Annotated in this window: 18 protein-coding genes; 7 read left to right on the forward strand and 11 right to left on the reverse strand. The window is 46.0% G+C overall.

Annotated elements, in window-relative coordinates; all coding sequences use genetic code 11:
- Positions 1-23 precede the first annotated feature (23 nt).
- Positions 24-839: a bifunctional DNA-formamidopyrimidine glycosylase/DNA-(apurinic or apyrimidinic site) lyase gene (mutM, locus tag VGD82_RS09360; RefSeq protein WP_331020141.1), complete on the forward strand. Its 816-nt coding sequence runs from the start codon at positions 24-26 to the stop codon at positions 837-839.
- A gap of 51 nt (positions 840-890) precedes the next feature.
- Here mutM and VGD82_RS09365 read toward each other — a convergent pair whose 3' ends face one another.
- The 6 genes from VGD82_RS09365 to VGD82_RS09390 form a co-directional block, all read right to left on the reverse strand.
- On the reverse strand, positions 891-1,172 hold the full coding sequence (locus VGD82_RS09365; RefSeq protein ID WP_331020142.1) for a GIY-YIG nuclease family protein: 282 nt from the start codon (positions 1,170-1,172) through the stop codon (positions 891-893).
- 12 nt (positions 1,173-1,184) lie between these two features.
- Positions 1,185-2,648 carry a sodium:solute symporter family protein gene (locus VGD82_RS09370; RefSeq protein ID WP_331020143.1) on the reverse strand — a complete coding sequence of 488 codons (1,464 nt, stop codon included), beginning with the start codon at positions 2,646-2,648 and terminating at the stop codon, positions 1,185-1,187.
- Positions 2,649-2,786: 138 nt separating this feature from the next.
- Positions 2,787-4,337, reverse strand: a complete 1,551-nt coding sequence (gene ubiB, locus VGD82_RS09375) for a ubiquinone biosynthesis regulatory protein kinase UbiB (RefSeq protein ID WP_331020144.1) — start codon at positions 4,335-4,337, stop codon at positions 2,787-2,789.
- 3 nt (positions 4,338-4,340) lie between these two features.
- Positions 4,341-4,991, reverse strand: coding sequence for a ubiquinone biosynthesis accessory factor UbiJ (locus VGD82_RS09380; protein WP_331020145.1), 651 nt, complete (start codon positions 4,989-4,991; stop codon positions 4,341-4,343).
- Positions 4,991-5,731 (reverse strand): bifunctional demethylmenaquinone methyltransferase/2-methoxy-6-polyprenyl-1,4-benzoquinol methylase UbiE, encoded by a 741-nt coding sequence (gene ubiE / locus VGD82_RS09385; RefSeq protein WP_294841152.1) that lies wholly within the window; start codon positions 5,729-5,731, stop codon positions 4,991-4,993. The genes VGD82_RS09380 and ubiE overlap by 1 nt, the downstream gene beginning before the upstream one ends.
- Positions 5,732-5,744: 13 nt before the next feature.
- Positions 5,745-6,125, reverse strand: a complete 381-nt coding sequence (locus tag VGD82_RS09390) for a gamma-butyrobetaine hydroxylase-like domain-containing protein (protein WP_135278463.1) — start codon at positions 6,123-6,125, stop codon at positions 5,745-5,747.
- A gap of 202 nt (positions 6,126-6,327) precedes the next feature.
- Between VGD82_RS09390 and VGD82_RS09395 the strand changes: the two genes are divergently transcribed.
- Positions 6,328-8,289, forward strand: a complete 1,962-nt coding sequence (locus VGD82_RS09395) for a dynamin family protein (protein ID WP_135278462.1) — start codon at positions 6,328-6,330, stop codon at positions 8,287-8,289.
- Positions 8,290-8,361: 72 nt separating this feature from the next.
- Here the strand turns inward: VGD82_RS09395 and rpoH are convergent, their stop codons facing one another.
- The 3 genes from rpoH to VGD82_RS09410 form a co-directional block, all read right to left on the reverse strand.
- Positions 8,362-9,219 (reverse strand): RNA polymerase sigma factor RpoH, encoded by an 858-nt coding sequence (gene rpoH, locus VGD82_RS09400; RefSeq protein WP_331020146.1) that lies wholly within the window; start codon positions 9,217-9,219, stop codon positions 8,362-8,364.
- 242 nt (positions 9,220-9,461) lie between these two features.
- Positions 9,462-10,157, reverse strand: coding sequence for an SDR family oxidoreductase (locus VGD82_RS09405; protein ID WP_331020147.1), 696 nt, complete (start codon positions 10,155-10,157; stop codon positions 9,462-9,464).
- A 146-nt stretch (positions 10,158-10,303) separates the two neighbouring features.
- Positions 10,304-11,209, reverse strand: coding sequence for a LysR family transcriptional regulator (locus VGD82_RS09410; protein WP_331020148.1), 906 nt, complete (start codon positions 11,207-11,209; stop codon positions 10,304-10,306).
- A gap of 174 nt (positions 11,210-11,383) precedes the next feature.
- Here VGD82_RS09410 and VGD82_RS09415 point away from each other — a divergent pair, with 174 nt between their 5' ends.
- From VGD82_RS09415 to VGD82_RS09425, 3 genes are read left to right on the forward strand one after another with little or no spacing between them, the layout of a single operon-like run.
- Positions 11,384-11,842, forward strand: coding sequence for a (2Fe-2S)-binding protein (locus VGD82_RS09415; protein ID WP_331020149.1), 459 nt, complete (start codon positions 11,384-11,386; stop codon positions 11,840-11,842).
- Positions 11,843-11,853: 11 nt separating this feature from the next.
- Positions 11,854-14,031 carry a xanthine dehydrogenase family protein molybdopterin-binding subunit gene (locus VGD82_RS09420; RefSeq protein ID WP_331020150.1) on the forward strand — a complete coding sequence of 726 codons (2,178 nt, stop codon included), beginning with the start codon at positions 11,854-11,856 and terminating at the stop codon, positions 14,029-14,031.
- 4 nt (positions 14,032-14,035) lie between these two features.
- A complete protein-coding gene (locus VGD82_RS09425) occupies positions 14,036-15,013 on the forward strand; it encodes an XdhC family protein (RefSeq protein WP_331020209.1) in 978 nt (325 codons plus the stop codon).
- Positions 15,014-15,025: 12 nt separating this feature from the next.
- Here VGD82_RS09425 and VGD82_RS09430 read toward each other — a convergent pair whose 3' ends face one another.
- Together VGD82_RS09430 and VGD82_RS09435 are read right to left on the reverse strand one after the other, a co-directional pair.
- Positions 15,026-15,616 carry a nucleotidyltransferase family protein gene (locus tag VGD82_RS09430; protein ID WP_331020151.1) on the reverse strand — a complete coding sequence of 197 codons (591 nt, stop codon included), beginning with the start codon at positions 15,614-15,616 and terminating at the stop codon, positions 15,026-15,028.
- Positions 15,617-15,707: 91 nt separating this feature from the next.
- Positions 15,708-17,633: a sigma-54-dependent Fis family transcriptional regulator gene (locus tag VGD82_RS09435; protein WP_331020152.1), complete on the reverse strand. Its 1,926-nt coding sequence runs from the start codon at positions 17,631-17,633 to the stop codon at positions 15,708-15,710.
- Positions 17,634-17,919: 286 nt separating this feature from the next.
- Between VGD82_RS09435 and VGD82_RS09440 the strand changes: the two genes are divergently transcribed.
- Both VGD82_RS09440 and VGD82_RS09445 read left to right on the forward strand, forming a co-directional pair.
- A complete protein-coding gene (locus VGD82_RS09440) occupies positions 17,920-19,806 on the forward strand; it encodes a methanol/ethanol family PQQ-dependent dehydrogenase (protein ID WP_331020153.1) in 1,887 nt (628 codons plus the stop codon).
- A gap of 26 nt (positions 19,807-19,832) precedes the next feature.
- Positions 19,833-20,156 carry a c-type cytochrome gene (locus tag VGD82_RS09445; protein ID WP_331020154.1) on the forward strand — a complete coding sequence of 108 codons (324 nt, stop codon included), beginning with the start codon at positions 19,833-19,835 and terminating at the stop codon, positions 20,154-20,156.
- The last annotated feature ends 131 nt before the right edge of the window (positions 20,157-20,287 follow it).

Genomic DNA, 20,287 nt, shown 5'->3' on the forward strand with positions numbered 1-20,287 from the left:
GGATTTTTTTAGGAATTAACTTTATGCCCGAACTCCCAGAAGTAGAAACCACACGACTAGGATTACTGTCGCTTTTAAACCAGACTGTTGTAGAGGTTGTGGTGCGTAATGCTTCATTGCGCTGGCCGATTCCTGATGACTTAGCCAGTCTGTTACAAGGCCAAACCTTGAGGGCACTTACGCGTCGCGCCAAGTATATTCTCGCGCATTTTGATCATGGAGTTTTATTGTTACATTTAGGCATGTCTGGGCGTATCTGCTTGTTGGCAGAAAACGAAGTTGCGCAGAAGCATGACCATTTTGATCTTGTGTTTAACGATGGTCAGGTATTACGTCTGCGTGATCCGCGCCGCTTTGGCGCAGTGCTGTGGGCTGGCGAACACTATGCGCAGCACAAATTGCTTAGCGTGTTGGGGCCAGAGCCGCTAGATGATGTGTTTACAGGCGCTTATTTACGGCAGCATATACGCACGCGTACGGCAGCCATTAAAACTACGATTATGGATGGTCACTTGGTGGTGGGAGTGGGTAATATCTATGCAAGTGAGTCTTTGTTCCGTGCCAGAATTAACCCAGCAACGCCAGCCAATAAGCTGAGCCTGAAGCAGTGCGAAAAACTAGTGGCGGAAATTAAGGCGACATTAAGTGATGCGCTGAAAGCTGGCGGCAGTAGCCTGCGTGACTTTTTTGGTACAGATGGTAACCCAGGCTATTTTCAGCAGCAGTATTTTGTTTATGGCCGCACCGGAGAGCCGTGCCGCGTCTGTGGCAAGCCTATCCTAAACATTAAGCAAGGCCAGCGCTCTACGTTTTATTGTGGCGTATGTCAGAAACAGTGATATTGGGTGACGGGGACGAAGTTTTTGTATTGAAAATTAAGATTGTGTTTGTCAGGCTCTAAATTTTGGCCATTTATTGTAACCAACCTTTGGGTTGTTTGAGTCATGTTCTAAGATTAGCCGTGCTTCTATTTTATTTATTTCTTCTGTACTGTCTGACTCAAAGATAACTTGTTTTCTCACGGTAAAGTCGCGTTGTTGCTCCTCACTGAAGTCTTGTGCAACCACTTCACTATTAACGCTACCAAAGTAAGTCAGGGTGTTGGTAAGGTCCTTACCAATATAAATCTTACCGTTTGGGTATGTGATTTTGTAAATGATTTTTTTATGCACAGCGATTTAGCGTTAATGTGGCCTAGCCGCATGTTCGTGTAAATAGCCAGCTGGCTTTTCTGGGCTGCCGCCGATTTTTTGCGGTAGTAGCGAACCTGCAATCATCGCAACGATACTGACGCCCAGACCGACGAGTTGCGGCGGTATTAGGCAAGCCTCACCTATCAGCACCTCAATTAATACCCAAGTGCTCACGCCGCCGATGATGGCAGCCAATGCGCCTTGTGAGGTGGATTTCTTCCAGAACACACCAAAAATGAGCGGGACAAATGCTCCAGCAAGCGTGATTTTATAGGCGGACTCTACCATGCCAAAAATTGAGCGCTCTGAGTTGAGTGCATAAAATAACACACACAAACCAAAGCCGATCAGACAAATACGCATGACTTTAAGGAAGCCTTTGTCACTCAAATGCGGCATGTAACCTTTAACGATATTTTCCGCAAAAGATACGGATGGCGCTAATAGCGTGGCTGATGAGCAACTCATGATGGCGGACATTACTGCACCAAAGAAAATCACTTGGGCTAGCAGTGGCGTATGTTCAAGCACTAAATATGGGAGCACGCGCTGAGAGTCATCTACCACTAAGGCGCCAAAATGCATTGGGTCAATTAGTGTGGCAGCGTAGGCAATAAACATGGGTACAAAGGTAAAGCAAAAGTAAACCGTAGCACCTAGTATAGAGCCCCATAACGCAATTTTTGCACTCTTGGCAGAAGTGATGCGCTGAAATACGTCTTGTTGTGGAATTGAGCCCAGCATCATCGTCACCCAGCCACCAAGAAAAGTCAGCCACACCCAGATATCTGCGCCCTTAGGGAAAAAGTCCAGCTTGCCTGCAGCACGCGCATGCTCAATCACAGGAGCAACGCCACCCGTCATTTCAGAAACGATGCTACCTATATAGAGCAGGCCGCCAATCACGACGATCATTTGCACAAAGTCTAGTACCGCTACTGAGAGCATGCCGCCAAATGTCGTATAAGTCAGTACAATTGCCGTGCCCAGTATCATGCCGCTATCTTCACTTACTGCACCATGGGTGATGATGTTGAAGATGAGGCCTAGCGCTTTGATTTGCGCTGCAACCCAGCCTAGGTATGAGATAACAATAGCAATGGTTGTGAGTACCTCTACTGTGCGGTTATAGCGCATGCGATAGAAGTCACCCAGCGTAATGATGTTGAGCTTGTACAGTTGGGTGGAAAAGAAAAAACCGGCAAGCACCAGGCACATACTTGCGCCAAAGGGGTCTGCGGCTACGCCGTTTAAACCTTTGGTAACAAAGGTTGCTGATACCCCAAAAATTGCTTCTGCACCAAACCATGTCGCAAACACGGTGGCAATTACAACAGGCAGTGGCAGATGCCGCCCAGCAACCGCGTAGTCTTTAGTGTTTTTTACGCGCGTAGCAGCTACTAAACCTATCGTGATAGAAACTAATAAGTAAATAACAACAAACCAAATCAGCATAGCAGCACCCTAAAGTTTAATCTTGAACATGAACGAAGCAGCGCTAGCTGCGATCAGGCAAGTACATAAAGCGTGCGTGGCAGTAATCAAGTGAGTAGCTATCATGATGCTATTGAACTGTGAGTAAATTAAAAACGGTTAGTGAGTAAAATAAGTGCCGGCTACCAACAATATTTCTACCAGTGCCAATACGACAATTGCGATCACTAATCGTTTTTGCCATATTGCTTGTACTTGCTGTGCTTGCACTAGTTGCTCTATTGATGCACGTAGCGGTACTTCCTGTTCGGCTTGATTGGTCTGAGTGAGAAACTGATGCGCCAGCCTTGGCATCTGCGGTATGTTCTTGATGATATGCGGCAGTTCGTTTTTTAAGTTATTGAACATAGAACGCCATCCAATTTGCTCGCTCATCCAGCGTGTTAAAAATGGTTGTGCACTTTTCCATAAGTCTAGGTTAGGGTCTAGCTCTCGGCCTAGGCCTTCAATGTTGAGTAGAGTTTTTTGTAGCATAATCAGCTGCGGTTGGATAATCACACCAAAGCGACGCGCCATTTGGAATAAGCTAAGCAGGGTGCGTGCAAAAGAAATATCTTTTAACGGCTTGTTAAAAATCGGCTCGCAAATGGCACGTACCGCAGTTTCCAGCTCCTCGCGTTTGGTGTCTGCAGGCACCCAGCCTGAGTCAATATGCGCTTGGGCTACATCGCGGTAGTCACGGTTGAAAAATGCTAGAAAATTACGCGCAAGATAGTATTTATCTACGTCATTTAATGTGCCCATGATGCCAAAATCTAGCGCGATATATTTGCCGTCATCCGCCACCTGTATATTGCCTGGGTGCATATCCGCATGAAAGAAGCCATCACGAAACACCTGCGTGAAAAATATCTCAACACCGTCTTTTGCCAGCTTGGATGTATCTATGCCTTTGGCGATTAGCGCATCTCGTTGGCTGATTTGAGTGCCATACATACGCTGCATGACCATCACCTCTTTACGGCACCAATCCCAATGAACATCTGGCACGATAAGCATGGATTTGTCTGAAAAGTTGCGGCCAAGCAAGCTGCAGTTTGCCGCTTCCAGCGTTAAGTCCAGTTCGCTCTCGGTGTGTCTGGCAAACTCTGCAACAATCTCGCGAGGTTTTAAACGTTTAAACTCAGCAGAGATGCTTTGCAACAATAAAGCCACTGTATCCATAAGCAGCAGGTCATGTGCGATGGTTTTTTCAATATTTGGTCTTAACACTTTAACTGCAACAGGCTCGCCATGAGGCAGGTGGGCGAAATGCACCTGTGCTACAGAGGCACTGGCAACTGGCGTTTCATCAAACTGTGAAAAACGCTGGGCGAGTGGCTCGTTAAAAGCTTGGGTGATAATGCTCTCTACTTCAGTAAAGCTAAATGGAGGGACTTGGTCTTGTAACTTGGCTAATTCATCGGCAATGTCAGCAGGGATTAAATCACGACGGGTAGATAGCATCTGCCCGAATTTCACGAAAATAGGGCCAAGTGCCTCTAAAGCTAATCTTAATCGAGCGCCTCGTGGTGTATTGGTGTTGCGCCAGAACAGTAGAATGCCTATGGTGGATTGCAGTGGCTTGAGTTTGCTATGGCTTAGGATGAATTCATCTAAGCCGAAGCGCAGAGTAATAAAAATAATATAAAAGAGCCGAAAAATCCGCATAAATTATTTAACGCTATCTGTAACTTGATTGTTTGGGGTGGTGCCGGAGTCCCCAGCTTGGCTGATGCCTGCGCTGGCCTCACGTGTTTTGGCAAGTTTTTGCAGTCGTTTTTCAAAACGCTCTACGTCTGAGCGCAGGTGGTCAACGTCATGATTAAATTGATCTACATGCCTTTTTTTAGCGAGCATGGGTTTTTCTTCTTGCCAGTACTCACTGAGCATGTTGGCAAAATTAATGCTTGCGCCTTTGAGGCTTTGCACCGAGCTTCTGGCAAAGGAGCTGATTTTATTGGCTGGAATGTCACCCACTAGCTTGCTTAAGTCATCTTCGTAATCCCAGCGTATGTGGGAAAGTACTTTGGCTAATGCAGTTGCTAGGTGTGTGTCGCCTGTTACTTCAATTTGCAGTTTTGCTGCTTCATCTTTGGCAATGAGTCTTGGCAGTAGGCTAGGCGCGATATTAATACTCGCATCTGGAATGTTAGTCTCACCAGCCATCGCTAGGCTGCCATCCTCTAAAATTACCAGTGTGCTGTGAACTGGTGCAATTGTAATGCGAACAGACTTGCCAGCGAACGGTTGCAACATGCCGCAAGCCCATGCATTTTGTGCAATGAGATGCTGCAGTATGTGTGTGCTAAAGCTTTTAAACATCAGGTTTTATAACCCTTATGTAAGGCCACCACACCAGCAGCTAAATTATAGTAATCTACTTTGCTTAAGCCGGCATCAACCATCATTTGCTTCAATGTCTCTTGGTCTGGATGCATGCGGATAGACTCAGCCAGGTATTGGTAGCTATCGGCATCTTTTGCCAGTAGTTTGCCCATTAACGGTAATAATTTAAATGAATAAACATCATAAGCTTTAGATAAAGGCTGCCATACTTTTGAGAACTCAAGCACCAGTAAACGGCCGCCTACTTTTAGTACACGTTGCATTTCCGCCAGCGCTTTATCTTTATGCGTCATATTGCGCAGGCCAAACGCCACTATTACGCAATCAAAATATTGGTCAGGGAAAGGTAGCTTCTCCGCATCGCATTGCATGGCTGGTACGTTTAGTCCTGCGTCTAACATGCGGTCACGCCCAACGCCCAACATCGATGCATTAATGTCGGTCAGGATGACTTGGCCTTCAGGGCCCACTTTTTTTGCAAATAGCTTAGATAAATCACCGCTGCCGCCAGCAATGTCGAGTACTTTGTCGCCAGGGTTTACACCGCTGATGCTGACTGCAAAACGCTTCCAAGTACGGTGTAAGCCAGCAGACATTACATCGTTCATTAAGTCGTATTTGTTGGCAACTGAGTGGAATACCTCAGCAACCTTTTTTGCCTTTTCAGTTTCAGCAACAGTTTTAAAACCAAAGTGTGTATTTTGCTCGGATGTCATTGCAGTCTTTTCTTTAAGATAAGTTTTTGCGCGTATGCCCAGCGGCACTTAATTTGCCCAGATACTCTAACCAGAGTGATTCATAGTTGCGCGCTAAATCGTATAAGTAGTCCCATGAGTACAAACCAGTGTCATGGCCATCGGTAAATACAAGTTTGACTGCATAATTGCCAACTGGATGGATGGCTGAAATATTGACATCTTCTTTACCTACTTGCAGTACTTCTTGACCATGGCCGTGGCCGCGCACCTCGGCTGAAGGTGAGTAAACGCGCAGAAACTCACAAGACAGCATGCATTCAGTATTGTTATCAAATTTAATTTCCAGCAAACGTGACGCTTGATGAAGTTTAATATCAATTGGGCGAGGTGCGTTTTGTGTATTTTCGCTCATGGTTTGCTTAACTACTTTAAAAAATAAGATGATAACAGAATGAGTTAGTTTGCTGATAATCTACAGCGCAACCGTTCATATTAAATAATGAACCGCTTGTCTGAATCATTTTCAGATACATAAACAATAGTGCACGGATTTATTTGCAGATTGAATTAACAGTGATAAAGTAATGCTACCTAAAAATGGTTTGAGGACCATCATGGCAGATAATAAATTAGCACATCATTTTGAAGTATATTCCCAGTGGCGTAAGGCGCTAGTCGACACGATTTGCGACTATCGCAGCTGGCTAAATGAGCAAGAGCTCAATGATGCGCAAGTCGATCAGCGAATTCAACAGTTACTGGACAGATTACGTGAAGATAAACTGAACGTTGCTTTTGTAGCAGAGTTCTCACGTGGTAAATCTGAACTGATTAATGCAATCTTCTTTGCAGGGTATGGCACACGTCTATTACCCTCTAGCGCTGGCCGCACTACTATGTGCCCAACCGAGTTGCTTTACGATAAATCCAAACCAACATCTATTATGATGTTGCCGATTGAGACCCGTCTTTCTGATGCAACCACCTCTGAATATAAACGTTACCCAGATGAATGGAAAACTGTAACTTTTGAGGTTGATTCTAACGAAAGCATGGTTAATGCTTTTAAAGAGGTGAGCAGCACTAAAGCGGTTACTCTGCAAGAAGCTGAAAAATACGGCTTATATGACCCAAACAGCGCTGACGATGCACTAAACATCAACAAAGATGGCACGATTGATGTGCCATGCTGGCGCTATGCCATGATTAACTTCCCACACCCCTTGCTAGAGCAAGGTTTGGTGATTCTAGATACACCGGGCTTGAATGCGATTGGTACCGAGCCTGAGCTTACGTTGAACATGTTGCCTAATGCACATGCGGTACTATTTATACTCGCGGCAGATACTGGCGTGACTAAGTCGGAGATTGATGTTTGGCGACAATACATCAGCGGCACGCGCTGGAAGCAAAAAGGGCGCCTTGCTGTATTAAACAAGATTGACGGCTTGTGGGATGAGTTAAAAGACGAGGAGGAAATTCAAACCGAACTTGCGAAGCAAGTCAAAACCAGTGCAGATTTGCTAGGTTTGGACGTGAATCATATCTACCCGGTATCTGCACAAAAAGGCTTGCTGGCCAAGGTGAATAGCGATGAAGCCTTACTGGCTAAGAGTCGTGTTTTGGAGCTGGAAAAAGCTTTGTCAAATGAGCTGATTCCTGCAAAAAAAGAAATAGTGCGCGATAACACGCAAAATGAAATTGAAGACCTGATTGCTAACTCACATGTGATTTTGGATGCAAGGTTCTCAGGTGTTAACGATCAATTGTTGGAGCTACGTGGTTTACGTGGCAAAAACGAAGACGTAGTCGAACATATGATGAATAAGGTCAAAGTTGATAAAGAAAACTTTGAGCAAGGGTTACAACGCTTTCAGGCATTACGCAGTATCTTCTCCCAGCATACTAACCGTTTGTTTACCTTGCTGGGTATGGAGTCACTGAAAGTGCACGTGCATGCTACGCGCCAAACTATGGTGGATGCTAGCTTTACCAAAACCATACGCCAAGCGATGGATAACTTCTTTAGTGAACTGAAAACGCGTTTAATCTCATCAGACGTGCAAATTGATGAAATTAAACAGATGATGGATGTGATGTACGAGAAGTTTTCAAAAGAGCATGGTTTACGTAAATCTGAACCGCCAGCATTTACTACTTTGCGCTATCAAAAAGAGCTGTCTAAATTAGAACGTGCTTATAAAGAGCAATTTAATACCGCGTTTAATATGATTGCTCACGAGAAGATGACGCTTACCAGTAAGTTCTTTGAAACACTGGCCAGCCGCGTAATTCATGTGTTTGAAGTAGCTAACCGTGATATTGAGAACTGGCTAAAAGCAGTGATTGCGCCTATGGAGTCACAAGTGCGTGAGCACCAGTTGCAATTGCGTAGACGCCTAGAAAGTATCAAGCGTATTTATAAAGCGACAGATACTTTAGAGGATAGGATTGCAGAGCTGGAAGCGATTGAGCGCAGCATCCAAGCGCAGTTAGATGATTTGAATGTGCTGCGCATGCATATGCGTAATGCTCTGGCATTTGAGGCTGAACCATTAGCGACGGTTGCAGCTTAGAAAGCTACTTAAATAAAAAAGGCTGCGTGAGCAGCCTTTTTTATTATCTAAAACTTTGTTGTTTCTTGCGTATTAGCGATTCGCTAACATTAAGGTTTTCATTTTTAGCATCGCCTTTTGCTCAATTTGACGAATGCGTTCAGCGGATACTCCAAACTCATCTGCCAGTTCGTGCAGGGTTTTGCTAGCATCTTCTTGCAACCAGCGCGCCTCTACCACGCGGCGACTACGCTCATCTAAATGGTTAAGTGCTGAGGCCAAGCCTGTGGTTTCGGCCATTTCAAACTGTTTTGCTTCAAGTGCATCTGGTGGCGTCAAGCTCTCGTCTTGCAGATAAGCAATCGGACTGTAATGCTCTTCACTGTCGTCATCAATATTGCTCTCTAGCGAAATCTCGTGACCATTCAGGCGAGACTCCATTTCCAGTACTTCTTCAGGCTTCACATTCAGTTCGCGAGCGATATGATCAATCTCACTTGGCTGCATGGTGTTGATACCAGTTTTCATGCTGCGTAGGTTAAAAAATAACTTACGCTGAGCTTTGGTCGTGGCGATTTTAACTAAACGCCAGTTACGTACGATGTATTCGTGAATTTCTGCTTTAATCCAATGCATGGCAAACGAAACCAAGCGTACGCCACGCTCAGGGTCAAAGCGTTTTACTGCCTTCATCAGGCCAATATTGCCTTCTTGGATAAGGTCGGCTTGTGGCAGGCCATAGCCCATGTAGCCACGAGCGATACTCGCTACCAAACGTAGATGTGAAACAATCAACTGGCGAGCAGCCTCAAGATCATTTTCTTTTTTGAATCGGGTTGCGAGCGCGAGCTCTTCTTCAGCCGATAAAATAGGATAGGCTTTAATCGCTCTAGTATATTGATCTAGACTGTCAGCTGCCGTTAATACAGGTACTGTTAAAGCATTAGTCATTCGTACTTACCCCTCCTTGATGAGTCATTTTAGCACTCTATGTTCGAGAGTGCTAGTGCGGGAAAGTTCAAATGCAATATCGATATTTTTTGAGAGTGCTGACTTTAGGCGGTGATACTAATGTTGCGCATTTAATCGGCTCTAACTATGCTCAGCGGCTGAAGAAATAGGCTGTTAGATGTTAAAGACTTGTTATTTACAGTATTAACATGCGCCACAGCGCGATGTACCCAAAGCCTTGCCTACCATGGTATAGGTTGCCCGTCATAGGCAATAAAGCGGCCGGTGGTGGCTAGGCTTAAATGGTCAATGACACGCCGCATGCCAGTAACACTGGTTTTTGTGTCAATCAGTGCATTGCTGCCGCCCATGTCTGTTTGTACCCAGCCAGGGTGTAATGTGACAACCGAGATTCCTAGCGGCTGCAGGTCAATGGACAGACTTTTCATCACCATATTGGCGGCGGCTTTGGAACTCCTGTATATATAGCTGCCACCACTAGTGTTATCGTCTATGCTGCCCATTTTACTTGTGAGCGAGGCAATCTTTTTAAGGCGGCTTTTTGCAACGTGTGGGGTAAGGGCGGTGGTTATTTTATATGGGGAGATGCTGTTCACTGTGAACGCATCTAGCCAGTCATCGGTATTGATATGAGTGGAACTGCTGTCGGGGTATACGCCTGCGTTATTAATCAGTAGGTCAATTTCTGTATTTTTTAACTGCTGGGCTAGCGCGTCAATTTGTGCAAAATCAGCAACATCTAAGGCTAACACTTGAATGTTGCTATGTGCTTTTGCCAAAGCTTGTAAGGGGTCGGCAAGCTGTGGTGCGCGGCAGCACGCTAATACCTGCCAGCCATTTTGTGCATATTGCCTGGCAAATTCCAAACCTAGGCCGCGGTTGGCACCTGTGATTAATACGCGGTAATTTCCTGACATCAGTGACTCCTAAATGCTAAGTGGCATCAGCAACATTTATTAAATGAGCTTACTTGATACTAAACAGTATGGGTGTTTTGTCCTTTACTAGCGGGCTTAGTTCACTGCGTAGTTGTAACGTATGTATTAATTAATCAGTTGTAGAGTTAGCTGAACTTAATTTCACTTAAGGTTTGTGCCAGATAATCAAATAGTACGCGTACACGTTCTGCAACGGGGCCACGTTGTGGGCGGTAGACATAAATGCCCCATGGTGCGGGTGATTGATGTTCTAGTACGGCCACCAGCTGCCCGGTTTTGAGATATTTCTCACATATAAAGTCAGGCAGTTGACCATAGCCGATGCCGGCAAGCACTGCCGAGAGTTCTGCTTCAATGTCATCTGTGATGAACGCTGGGGTGCTGGGAAAGCAATCAGGTTCGTCCGCAAAAGACCACGACCACATTCTGCCTGTGTTTTGGTCAATCAGTCCGGTGTATGGCATGGCACATAGGTCACTTACTTGCTGGGGTACGCCAGTTTTAGCAAGGAGTGCAGGTGCGCCAACAATATGAAATTTAATTTCATTCACACGTCTCGCGACATTTCTGTTGTTGCTAAAAAAGCCAATGCGAACCCCTATATCCATTTGGTCTGCCACTACATTATCAATAAGGTCAGAGAATCTTAAATCGAGCTGAATGTTTGGATAGTCTTTGGTAAAGTCTGTAAGCGCTGGCAGTAGGTATTGGCGACCAAAGGTATTTGGCATCGTAATCTTGACTGAGCCAGCAATTGCCTGCGGCGTTTGTGCGTGTTGGTGGAGTTGGAATAACGCATCAACCTGCTCAATCACGCCCTCGCTTTTGAGCGCCATTTGCTTACCAAATTCGGTAATGGTAGTGTTACGTGTACTTCTGTAAAACAAGGGTTCGCCCAGGCGCTCTTCAAGCTCTTTAATTGCGCGCGTCACAGACTGCGGTGAGATGCCGAGCCGAATTGAGGCTTCTTTAAAGTTTGAGGATTCAGCTACGGCTTGAAATATGCGTAGCATTTCTAATTGATTTTGCATGATTGGTGCTATCCATAATCTGGAATTATCAATTCCAGATTATTCCATATAATGATAGCTAACAGTATGCGATAGTGCTATTTTTGCATAAATTGTTATAAGTGTTAAAACGGTAGTTTCTGCATCAGTTTATAAAAAAAAAATATTAAAACAACAGATTAGAGGGTGACCATCATGATTACTTTGAATGTCAATGGTAAAGAACAGCAACTGGATGTATCTGATGATATGCCGATTTTATGGGCATTAAGAGATGTGATGCATCTTACCGGTACCAAATTTGGCTGTGGTATGGCGCAATGTGGGGCATGCACTGTGCATGTTGATGGACAGCCTACACGTGCATGTATTACGCCAGTTTCTGCAGCCGCCGGTAAAAAAATCGTGACGATTGAAGATGTTCAAAATGATAAAGTTGGCCAAGCGGTGCAAGCAGCGTGGAGTGAGATTGATGTTGTGCAGTGTGGTTACTGTCAGTCTGGCCAGATTATGGCGGCGACAGCTTTACTCACTACGAATCAAGTGCCTACCGATGCTGATATTGATGCAGCAATGAGCGGCAATATCTGTCGTTGCGGTACTTATCCGCGTATCCGTGCAGCGATTCATGCTGCTGCCACTAAGCTAGCTTAAGGAGCCATCACATGAACTCCCCTTTAAATATTTCAAGACGTACTTTCCTGAAAGCCTCAGCACTTGTGGTTGGCGGGCTGGTGATTGCTTTCTCTATCCCTACCGCTAAACGCTTTTTAATGCCAGGTGCCGCACCTGATAATGCTGGCGCAGCCGCTGCTAAGCTGCCTGAACCAAATGCTTTTTTACGCATTGGTACGGACAACACGATTACGGTAATGCTTGCTCACAGCGAGATGGGACAAAGCATCTGGACAACATTGCCTATGCTGATTGCCGAAGAGCTGGATGCCGACTGGAGCAAAATTAAAGTTGAGCATGCAGCTGCAGCACCAGCATATGTGCACACGGCTTACGGTATACAAATCACGGGTGGTTCTTCTACTACTTGGTCTGAATTTGACCGTTATCGCCAAGCTGGTGCACTGACGCGCCAACTGTTGATTGGTGCTGCGGCTGAAAAATTAGGTGTTGCTAGAGATAGCCTTAAAACTGAAAACGGTTTTGTGATTAGCGGTGATACCAAGCTTAGCTACGGTGAGCTGACAGAGATTGCAGCTAAATTAGAAACACCTAAAGCGGTTGTGCTGAAAGACCCTAAAGATTGGAAAGTGATTGGTAAAGCGACTAAGCGTTTAGACGGCCCAGAAAAGATTAATGGTACTGCGGTATTTGGTCAGGATATTCATTTTGATGGTCTGATGACTGCCATGGTGGCACGTTCGCCAGTGTTTGGCGGTACGGTTAAATCGTTTGATGCCAGTGCAACTAAACAAATTAAAGGTGTGCGCAATGTCGTGCAAGTGCCGACTGGCGTAGCCGTGATTGCGGACCATTACTGGGCGGCCAAACAGGGGCGCGATGCACTTAAAGTAGAGTGGGATTTAGGCCCCAATGCAAATTTAGACTCAGCCGTAATGCTGACAGAATACAGCGCATTAGCAAGCAAACCAGGTTTGGTGGCAGCGCAGCTAGGAGACAGTAAAGCTGAGTTAGCAAAGGCGACAAAGTCTATAGAAGCGGAATATGCACTGCCATATTTGGCACACTCACCGATGGAACCGCTTAACTGCTCAGTGCGTATCGATAAAGATGCTTGTGAAATCTGGACCGGCACGCAAATGCAGGGCACAGACCAGCAGGCTGCAGCAAAAATACTTGGGCTCAAGCCTGAGCAAGTCAAAATTCACACCTTGTTTTTAGGTGGTGGTTTCGGCCGTCGTGCTAATCCAGCTGCGGATTTTGTGTCCGAAGCGGTACAGGTAGCCAAGGCTGCAGGTGTGCCGGTTAAAACGGTTTGGAGCCGTGAAGATGACGTGCATGGCGGCTATTACCGCCCAATGTATGTGCACAAAGCTAAAATCGGGTTAGATGCCAATGGTGCCCCAGCCGCTTGGGAGCAAGTAACCGTAGGGCAGTCTATTATGTTGGGCACGCCATTTGAGGCGTTTATGATTAAAAATGGGGTGGATGCGACTTCAGTAGAAGGCATTGCCGACTCACCATATTTGAAAGGTATCCCTAACTATCATGTGAGTTTGCATACCGTGAAGGCGACTATTCCTGTACTTTGGTGGCGCTCAGTTGGGCATAGCCACTCTGCCTTTGTGATGGAAAGTTTGATTGATGAACTTGCACATGCTGCGAATAAAGATCCCTTGGATTATCGCCGTGAACTGCTTAAAGCTCATCCGCGACATTTAGCTGCGCTTAATCTCGCTGCTGAAAAAGCCGAGTGGGGCAAGCCTTTGCCTAAAGGCGTTTATCGCGGCATCGCGGTGCATGAGTCTTTTGGCAGTTTTGTCGCGCAAGTGGCAGAGGTGTCAGTGAATCAAGGTGCGGTAAAAGTGCATCGTATGGTGTGTGCGATTGATTGCGGCTTGGCTGTGAACCCAGACTCGCTTAAAGCGCAAATGGAATCGTCCATTTCCTTTGGCTTGGGTGCCGCTCTGCAAAGTGAAATTACCTTTAAAGAAGGTAAAGTGCAGCAATCTAACTTCCATGATTATTTAGTGATGCGCATGCAGGATATGCCTAAGGTAGATGTGCATATCGTGCCAAGTACCGAAAAAATGGGCGGTGTCGGCGAGCCAGGCTTGCCGCCAGTAGCACCTGCGGTGACTAATGCTATTTTTGCGGCAACGGGTAAGCGTATTCGCCAATTGCCGATTGGCAGTCAGCTGGCTTAATGCTGTGAAGTCTGCGGATTTAGAAGTATTAGAGCGCGCGCTTGATTGGCTGAATCACGGCCATCAAGCACACCTGTTTACCGTGGTGCAAACATGGGGCTCCGCCCCGCGTTTGCCAGGTGCGGTGTTGGTGGTACGAGATGACGGCCATTTAATCGGCTCGGTATCCGGCGGCTGCATTGAGGATGATTTAGCCGATAAAGCGCGCAATCAAACACTACCTACCCAACCTAGCGTTATGGAGTATGGGATTAGCCGTGAGGATGCGCAGCGCTTTAGAATCCCCTGTGGCGGTCGTTTACAGATTTTTGTTGAGCCATTGCAGCAAGCATCACAGTTGTTGCCTATCGTACAGAATCTGCGCGATAGAAAACTCACCAAGCGCTCAATCCGCATCAGTACCGGTGAAGTTAAATTAACAGAAGTGTTGCCTGAGGGGGTGCCACGCATCGAGGGTGATTGGTTTCATAGCTACTTTGGCCCGCAGTGGCGCTTGCTCATTATTGGCGCTAATCAGTTAGGGTCAACATTGGCTAGCATGGCGCAGGCTTTAGATTTTGAGGTGCTGGTGTGTGAGCCGCGCCAAGAGATTCGGGATGAGTGGCATGTGGACGGCGTAACATGGGTTTATGGCATGCCGGATGACGTGGTGCTGGATATCGCGCCAGATGCGCATACTGCCATTGTAGCGGTGACGCACGACCCTAAGCTTGATGATATGGCCTTGCTTGAGGCGCTAAAATCAGATGCGTTTTATGTAGGGGTGCTTGGCTCGCAAAAAAATCAGGAAAAGCGGCGTGAACGTATGCGCATGTTTGACCTCAGTGAGCCGGAGATCGCCACCATGCGTGGCCCTGTAGGTTTACGCATCGGCAGCCGTACCCCGGCAGAAATCGCCGTTGCAATCCTGGCCGAGTTGATACAGGTGCGGGCACAGCAAACTACGGTAGGCTTAGCGCGTGAAGTGAGTTGCGCGGCTTAAGGTTTTAAATCTCTAGCGCTTTAAATCGATATGCTCTAAATCTTGCGGCGTATCAATATCTGCCAAAATGCCGCTATCTTCACACGTTAGCAGGCAAACTTCATTGGTATAGCGTTTGACGATAGAGCGTGCGCCTTCATCTCCTTGCAGATTCTCTAGTTCGCTGCGGTATTTAGCAGCAAAAGCAACAGGGTGTCCACGCTGCCCATGATAGGTAGGGATGATAATAGATTTACGACTACTGAGTCTATTAGCAACCGTGCGGATAGTCGCTGGTTGAATATATGGCATATCCGCTAATGCAATCATAAAGCCTTGACTGGCAGCCTCGAAATTAGCAGAAAAGCGAATGGCTGCAGATAAGCTATCTGCCATTTCCTGTTCAGTCTCTTTGCAGGCAAATACGGTTAAGCCAGCTTGTTGTAATAGCGCTGCGAGCGCAGTGTTTTCTGGCCGTACCACGGCAATGCAGGTTGGTATGGCTTGTTTTAGATTTTCCGCCGCAGCAAGTGCGATAGGGCGGCCATCAGCCATTGGCTGTAACAGTTTATTGCTTGCGCCAAAACGCCGTGAAAAACCAGCAGCCAGTAAAATGCCTATCATGAAACGTTCCTGTGTAATGACTTAAGCTTTAGCGCCTAGTTTGTGGCGTGTCGCTTAGCTAAGATAAGTATTAAGCCAGCGTAGGGCACTGTTAAGCAATGCCCATTGCCTTAAGTTTGCGATAAAGCGTATTGCGGCTAATGCCGAGCTGGCGCGCAACTGCGGAAACGTTGCCGGCTTCGGCTTGCATTGCTTGCTTGATAGCTTGGCTGGTGAGGTCGTCTAAATCCAATGAGCTGGATGCTGCGTTACTGCTTAAACTTGGCTTGGTTAGTGACATTTCATCAATAAAATCTTGCGTCAGGTGTAGCGTGCTGATGGTCGCACCATCTGCCAGCGCAATGGCGGTTCTGAGTACGTTATGCAATTGGCGGATATTTCCTGGCCATGAGTGTGCTTGGAATATCTCCAGCACTTCAGGCGTAATTTCTACAGTGCCGGCCTGCTCAATATGTAAAATAACATCAATCAGCGCTTGTAGATCAGAGCGCTCGCGCAACGGTGGCAGTGCCACACTGAGGCCATTGAGTCGGTAATACAGATCGCTACGGAACTCGCCAGCTTCTACTTTCTCTTTTAGTTTTAGATTAGTCGCACTAATCAGTGAAAAGTTAACCGGGATGGTTTTTGTGCTGCCGAGCGGGGTTACTGTGCGCTCCTGCAGTACCCTTAGTAAGCGTGCCTGTAATGACAGTGGCATGTCGCCAATTTCATCTAAAAATAAAGTGCCGCCATTGGCCTGCTCAATTTTACCCGGGCTGCCTTTACGGCGCGCGCCGGTAAAGGCGCCTTCTTCATAGCCAAATAGTTCGGCCTCGATTAAACCTTCAGGCAGTGCGGCACAGTTCACCGCAATCCACGGGCCTTTGTGCTGTGCGCTGGCTTCGTGAATCGCACGTGCAAATAGCTCTTTACCTACTCCGGTTTCACCTTGAATCAGAATAGGAATATCACGCGACAGCACTTGTTTGATTTGCTGTACCGCCCGTGAGATTTTTGCATCGCCACTATCGAGTAAATCTAAATTGGCGGCACTGGTCCTTTTGACAACGGCAGCAGGCGTGGTGCTAATCTGCTGTTTCTTTTGCAGTAGTTCCACTTGCACATAAATACGCGCGCCATTGTTTAATCTTAATGGCACGATTAATTTATCAGTCGCGCCTATTTGCCTTAATAGGCTTGCGAACGGGATATCAAACAGATTGTTGAAGTTAATACCTTGCTGTGATGCTGCTTTACTGGTGTTTAGGCTCAGCTGGAATTGGCCGCTGCGATTGGTCGCAACTAATTGGCCGCCGTCTGTAAAGATAGCCACACCTTCCCATAGCGTGCCAATAAACTCTGGGCGCGCATGGAAATGCAGTGCGATCTCGCCTTGGTGGCTTGCCAAGAATAAGCGGTTTTCAATCATCTGCGCAGACATCTTCACCAGCGCCAGCGTATGCTGTTGCGACATATTGGAGTCATTGGAGACATCCAGCGTGGCAATTAACTGATTCTCAGCCCCAAAAATCGGCACAGCTGAGCAACTTAACGAGTGATGGTATGACATGAAGTGCTCAGCACCTTGCACGGTAAGTGCGGATTGCTCAATCAGCACCGTGCCAATGGCATTGGTGCCTCTGTGGTCTTCATGCCAGGATGCGCCGGCAGATAAGGCGATGCGTTGTGCCTCATTTAAAAAGTGGTGGCCGCCCAGACTATGCAGAATCACACCTTCATCGTCGGTCAGTATCACTACGTTACGGGTATGGGCGATTTGCTCGTTTAGCGTTTCCATCTCAGGCTGCGCAAGTTTAAGCAGTTGCTGGTTTTGCTCGCGTTTGAGCGCTAGCTCCTGTGCGGTGACTACTTCTAAACTAGAAGGCGAGTTGGTATCGATACCATTAGCCAGACAGCGTCGCCATGAGCGTTCAATCGCTTCTGCAATCGCCCCTTGCTCTACGTTGCCATTGCTCAGAAACTCGTTTCTGGCTTGCAGAATGGCAGGGGTTTTATCTGTTGCAGCATTACTCATATATTGGCTAACTACCTTAATTTAATTGAACAACTGTCACGTGACAACTGTTCAATTCTGACACAGTATCAAAAGTTAAATGCTCTCTACTCAGAAAAAGCATTTGTTCCCACGAAAATTTTAGTTCATTGATTTTTAATAAAATTTTAATAAAAGTTTATTTAATTTTGCGGCTTTTTATTGTGTTGGCATGCCTGTTGCAATATTAGCACTGTTACCAATATCGTTTCAATGCATGAGATTAGTAATACAGAACTTAAATAATTTTATAATTTGGGGATGCAACATGAATCATCTATTTAAACGTAAATTTGGCGTTAGCCTAGCTTTAAGTGCAGGCCTGTTTGGCATGCTAAGTACTCCAGCTTTTGCTGAAGATGAATTATCAACTCTCATGAAAGATGATAATCAGTGGGTGCACCCACGTAAAGATTTTAGCAATTCTGGTTACAGCCGATTGAGCCAAATCAATAAAGGCAATGTGAAAAACATGAAACTTGCCTGGACTTTTGCAACTGGTGTTAACCGTGGGCATGAGGGCGCGCCGCTGGTAGTGAATGGCGTTATGTACGTGCATACAGCATTCCCTAATAATGTTTACGCACTTGATCTTAACGACAACCAAAAAATTCTTTGGTCTTATTTCCCGAAACAAGATCCATCAACACAGGCTTTACTATGCTGCGATAACGTTAACCGTGGCTTAGGCTATGGCGAAGGCAAGATTTTCCTGCAACAAAATGACGGCTTGTTAGTCGCTTTAGATGCTAAGTCTGGTAAAAAACTATGGGATACCCAAGTAACAAACCCTAAAGAGGGCGCATCAAACACCAACGCACCGCATGTGATTAAAGATAAAGTAATCACAGGCTGTTCAGGTGGTGAATACGGCGTACGTTGCTATATCAGCGCTTACAACATTAAAGATGGTGCTTTAGTATGGCGTGCATATAGCACAGGCTCAGACCAAGATGTATTGATCGGTAATGACTTCAATAAAGATAATCCGCACTACAGTGCGTTATCACTTTACCAAGATGTTAACGGCGGTAATAAAATTGGCGGTTCATTTAAAGCCTTACCTAAAGATCAATTAAAGTTCCCTGAAAAAGACCTAGGTATGAAAACCTGGTTGAAACCACAAGCCAAAAAAGACGGCTGGCAAAACGGTGGTGGCCCGACTTGGGGTTGGTACTCATATGATCCAAAACTAAATCTGATGTACTACGGTACTGGTAACCCAAGTACATGGAACCCAGACGTACGTCCAGGTGACAACAAATGGTCTATGACGATTTTTGCACGTGATGTAGATACTGGCGAGGCGAAATGGGGCTATCAAATGACGCCGCATGACGAGTGGGATTATGATGGCATGAATGAAATCATCTTGTGGGAAGCTAAAGGCAAGAAATTAGCTAGCCACTTTGACCGTAACGGTTTTGGTTATACATTCGACCGTACTAATGGCTCATTGCTAGTTGCAAACAAAATGCATCCGTTTGTGAACTGGGCATTTAATGTAGATCTTAAAACTGGTATACCGAATAAAGATCCTAAATTCTCAACTCACCAAGATTACAACGCACAGGGTATTTGTCCTTCTGCACTTGGGGTAAAAGACCAGCAGCCTGCTGCATTTTCACCAAAAACAGGCATGTTCTACGTACCGCTTAACCATGTGTGTATGACGTATGAGCCAGTGGAATCTAAATACGTTGCAGGTCAGCCATGGGTAGGTTCAACCTTAACCATGTTCCCAGGGCCTGATGGTGTGATGGGTGGCTTTATGGCTTGGGATGGTTTAAAAGGCAAATCAGCTTGGTATAAAAAAGAGCAGTTCTCAGCTTGGGGCGGTGCATTGGTTACCTCAACTAACTTAGTGTTCTACGGCACATTGGATCGCTGGTTTAAAGCAGTTGATGCTAACAATGGTAAAGAGTTGTGGAAATTCCAAGTAGGTTCAGGCGTAGTAGGTAATGCCATCACTTACAGCAATAAGGGTAAGCAGTATGTAGGCGTGCTATCTGGTATTGGTGGCTGGGCAGGCGTGGCAATGAACCTAGGTTTAACTAACGCGACTGATGGCTTGGGTGCTGCCGGTGGTTATAAAGATCTAGTGAAATACAACGCTGCACCTGGTGGCGGCGCAATGAACGTATTTAGTCTGTAACTTTTTAAGTCATAAGGAAATATAAAATGTCTCTATTAAAGAAAACAGTTTTATTAAGTGCATTGCTCTTTAGTGCACAGGCGGCTAATGCTGCTGATCCAGCAGAAAGTCTTGCACAAAAGAGCGGATGTTTGATGTGTCATGGAATCCAGAATGCGATTCTTGGCCCATCTTACAAAGATGTAGCAACTAAATATAAAGGCGATGCAACTGCAGAAGCACGTTTGGTTGCAAAAGTAAAAGCTGGTGGCGGTGGTGTTTGGGGCAAAATGGCAATGCCACCTAATAGCCCGCAAGTGAAAGATGATGATATTAAAACGATTGTGAAATGGGTACTTAAGCAGGCCTAGCTGTTTGAGTATTCTGTCATAAAAGAAAAGGGTCAACCGCGAGGTTGGCCCTTTTTTTATGCTCAATTGTGAATGCTTACTTCTCTACAGGCCCCTAAACTACTTGCTTTCGATTAAAGTGCTGAAAGCAT

The sequence above is a fragment of the Methylotenera sp. genome (assembly GCF_036401095.1).
Taxonomy (GTDB): Bacteria; Pseudomonadota; Gammaproteobacteria; order Burkholderiales; family Methylophilaceae; genus Methylotenera.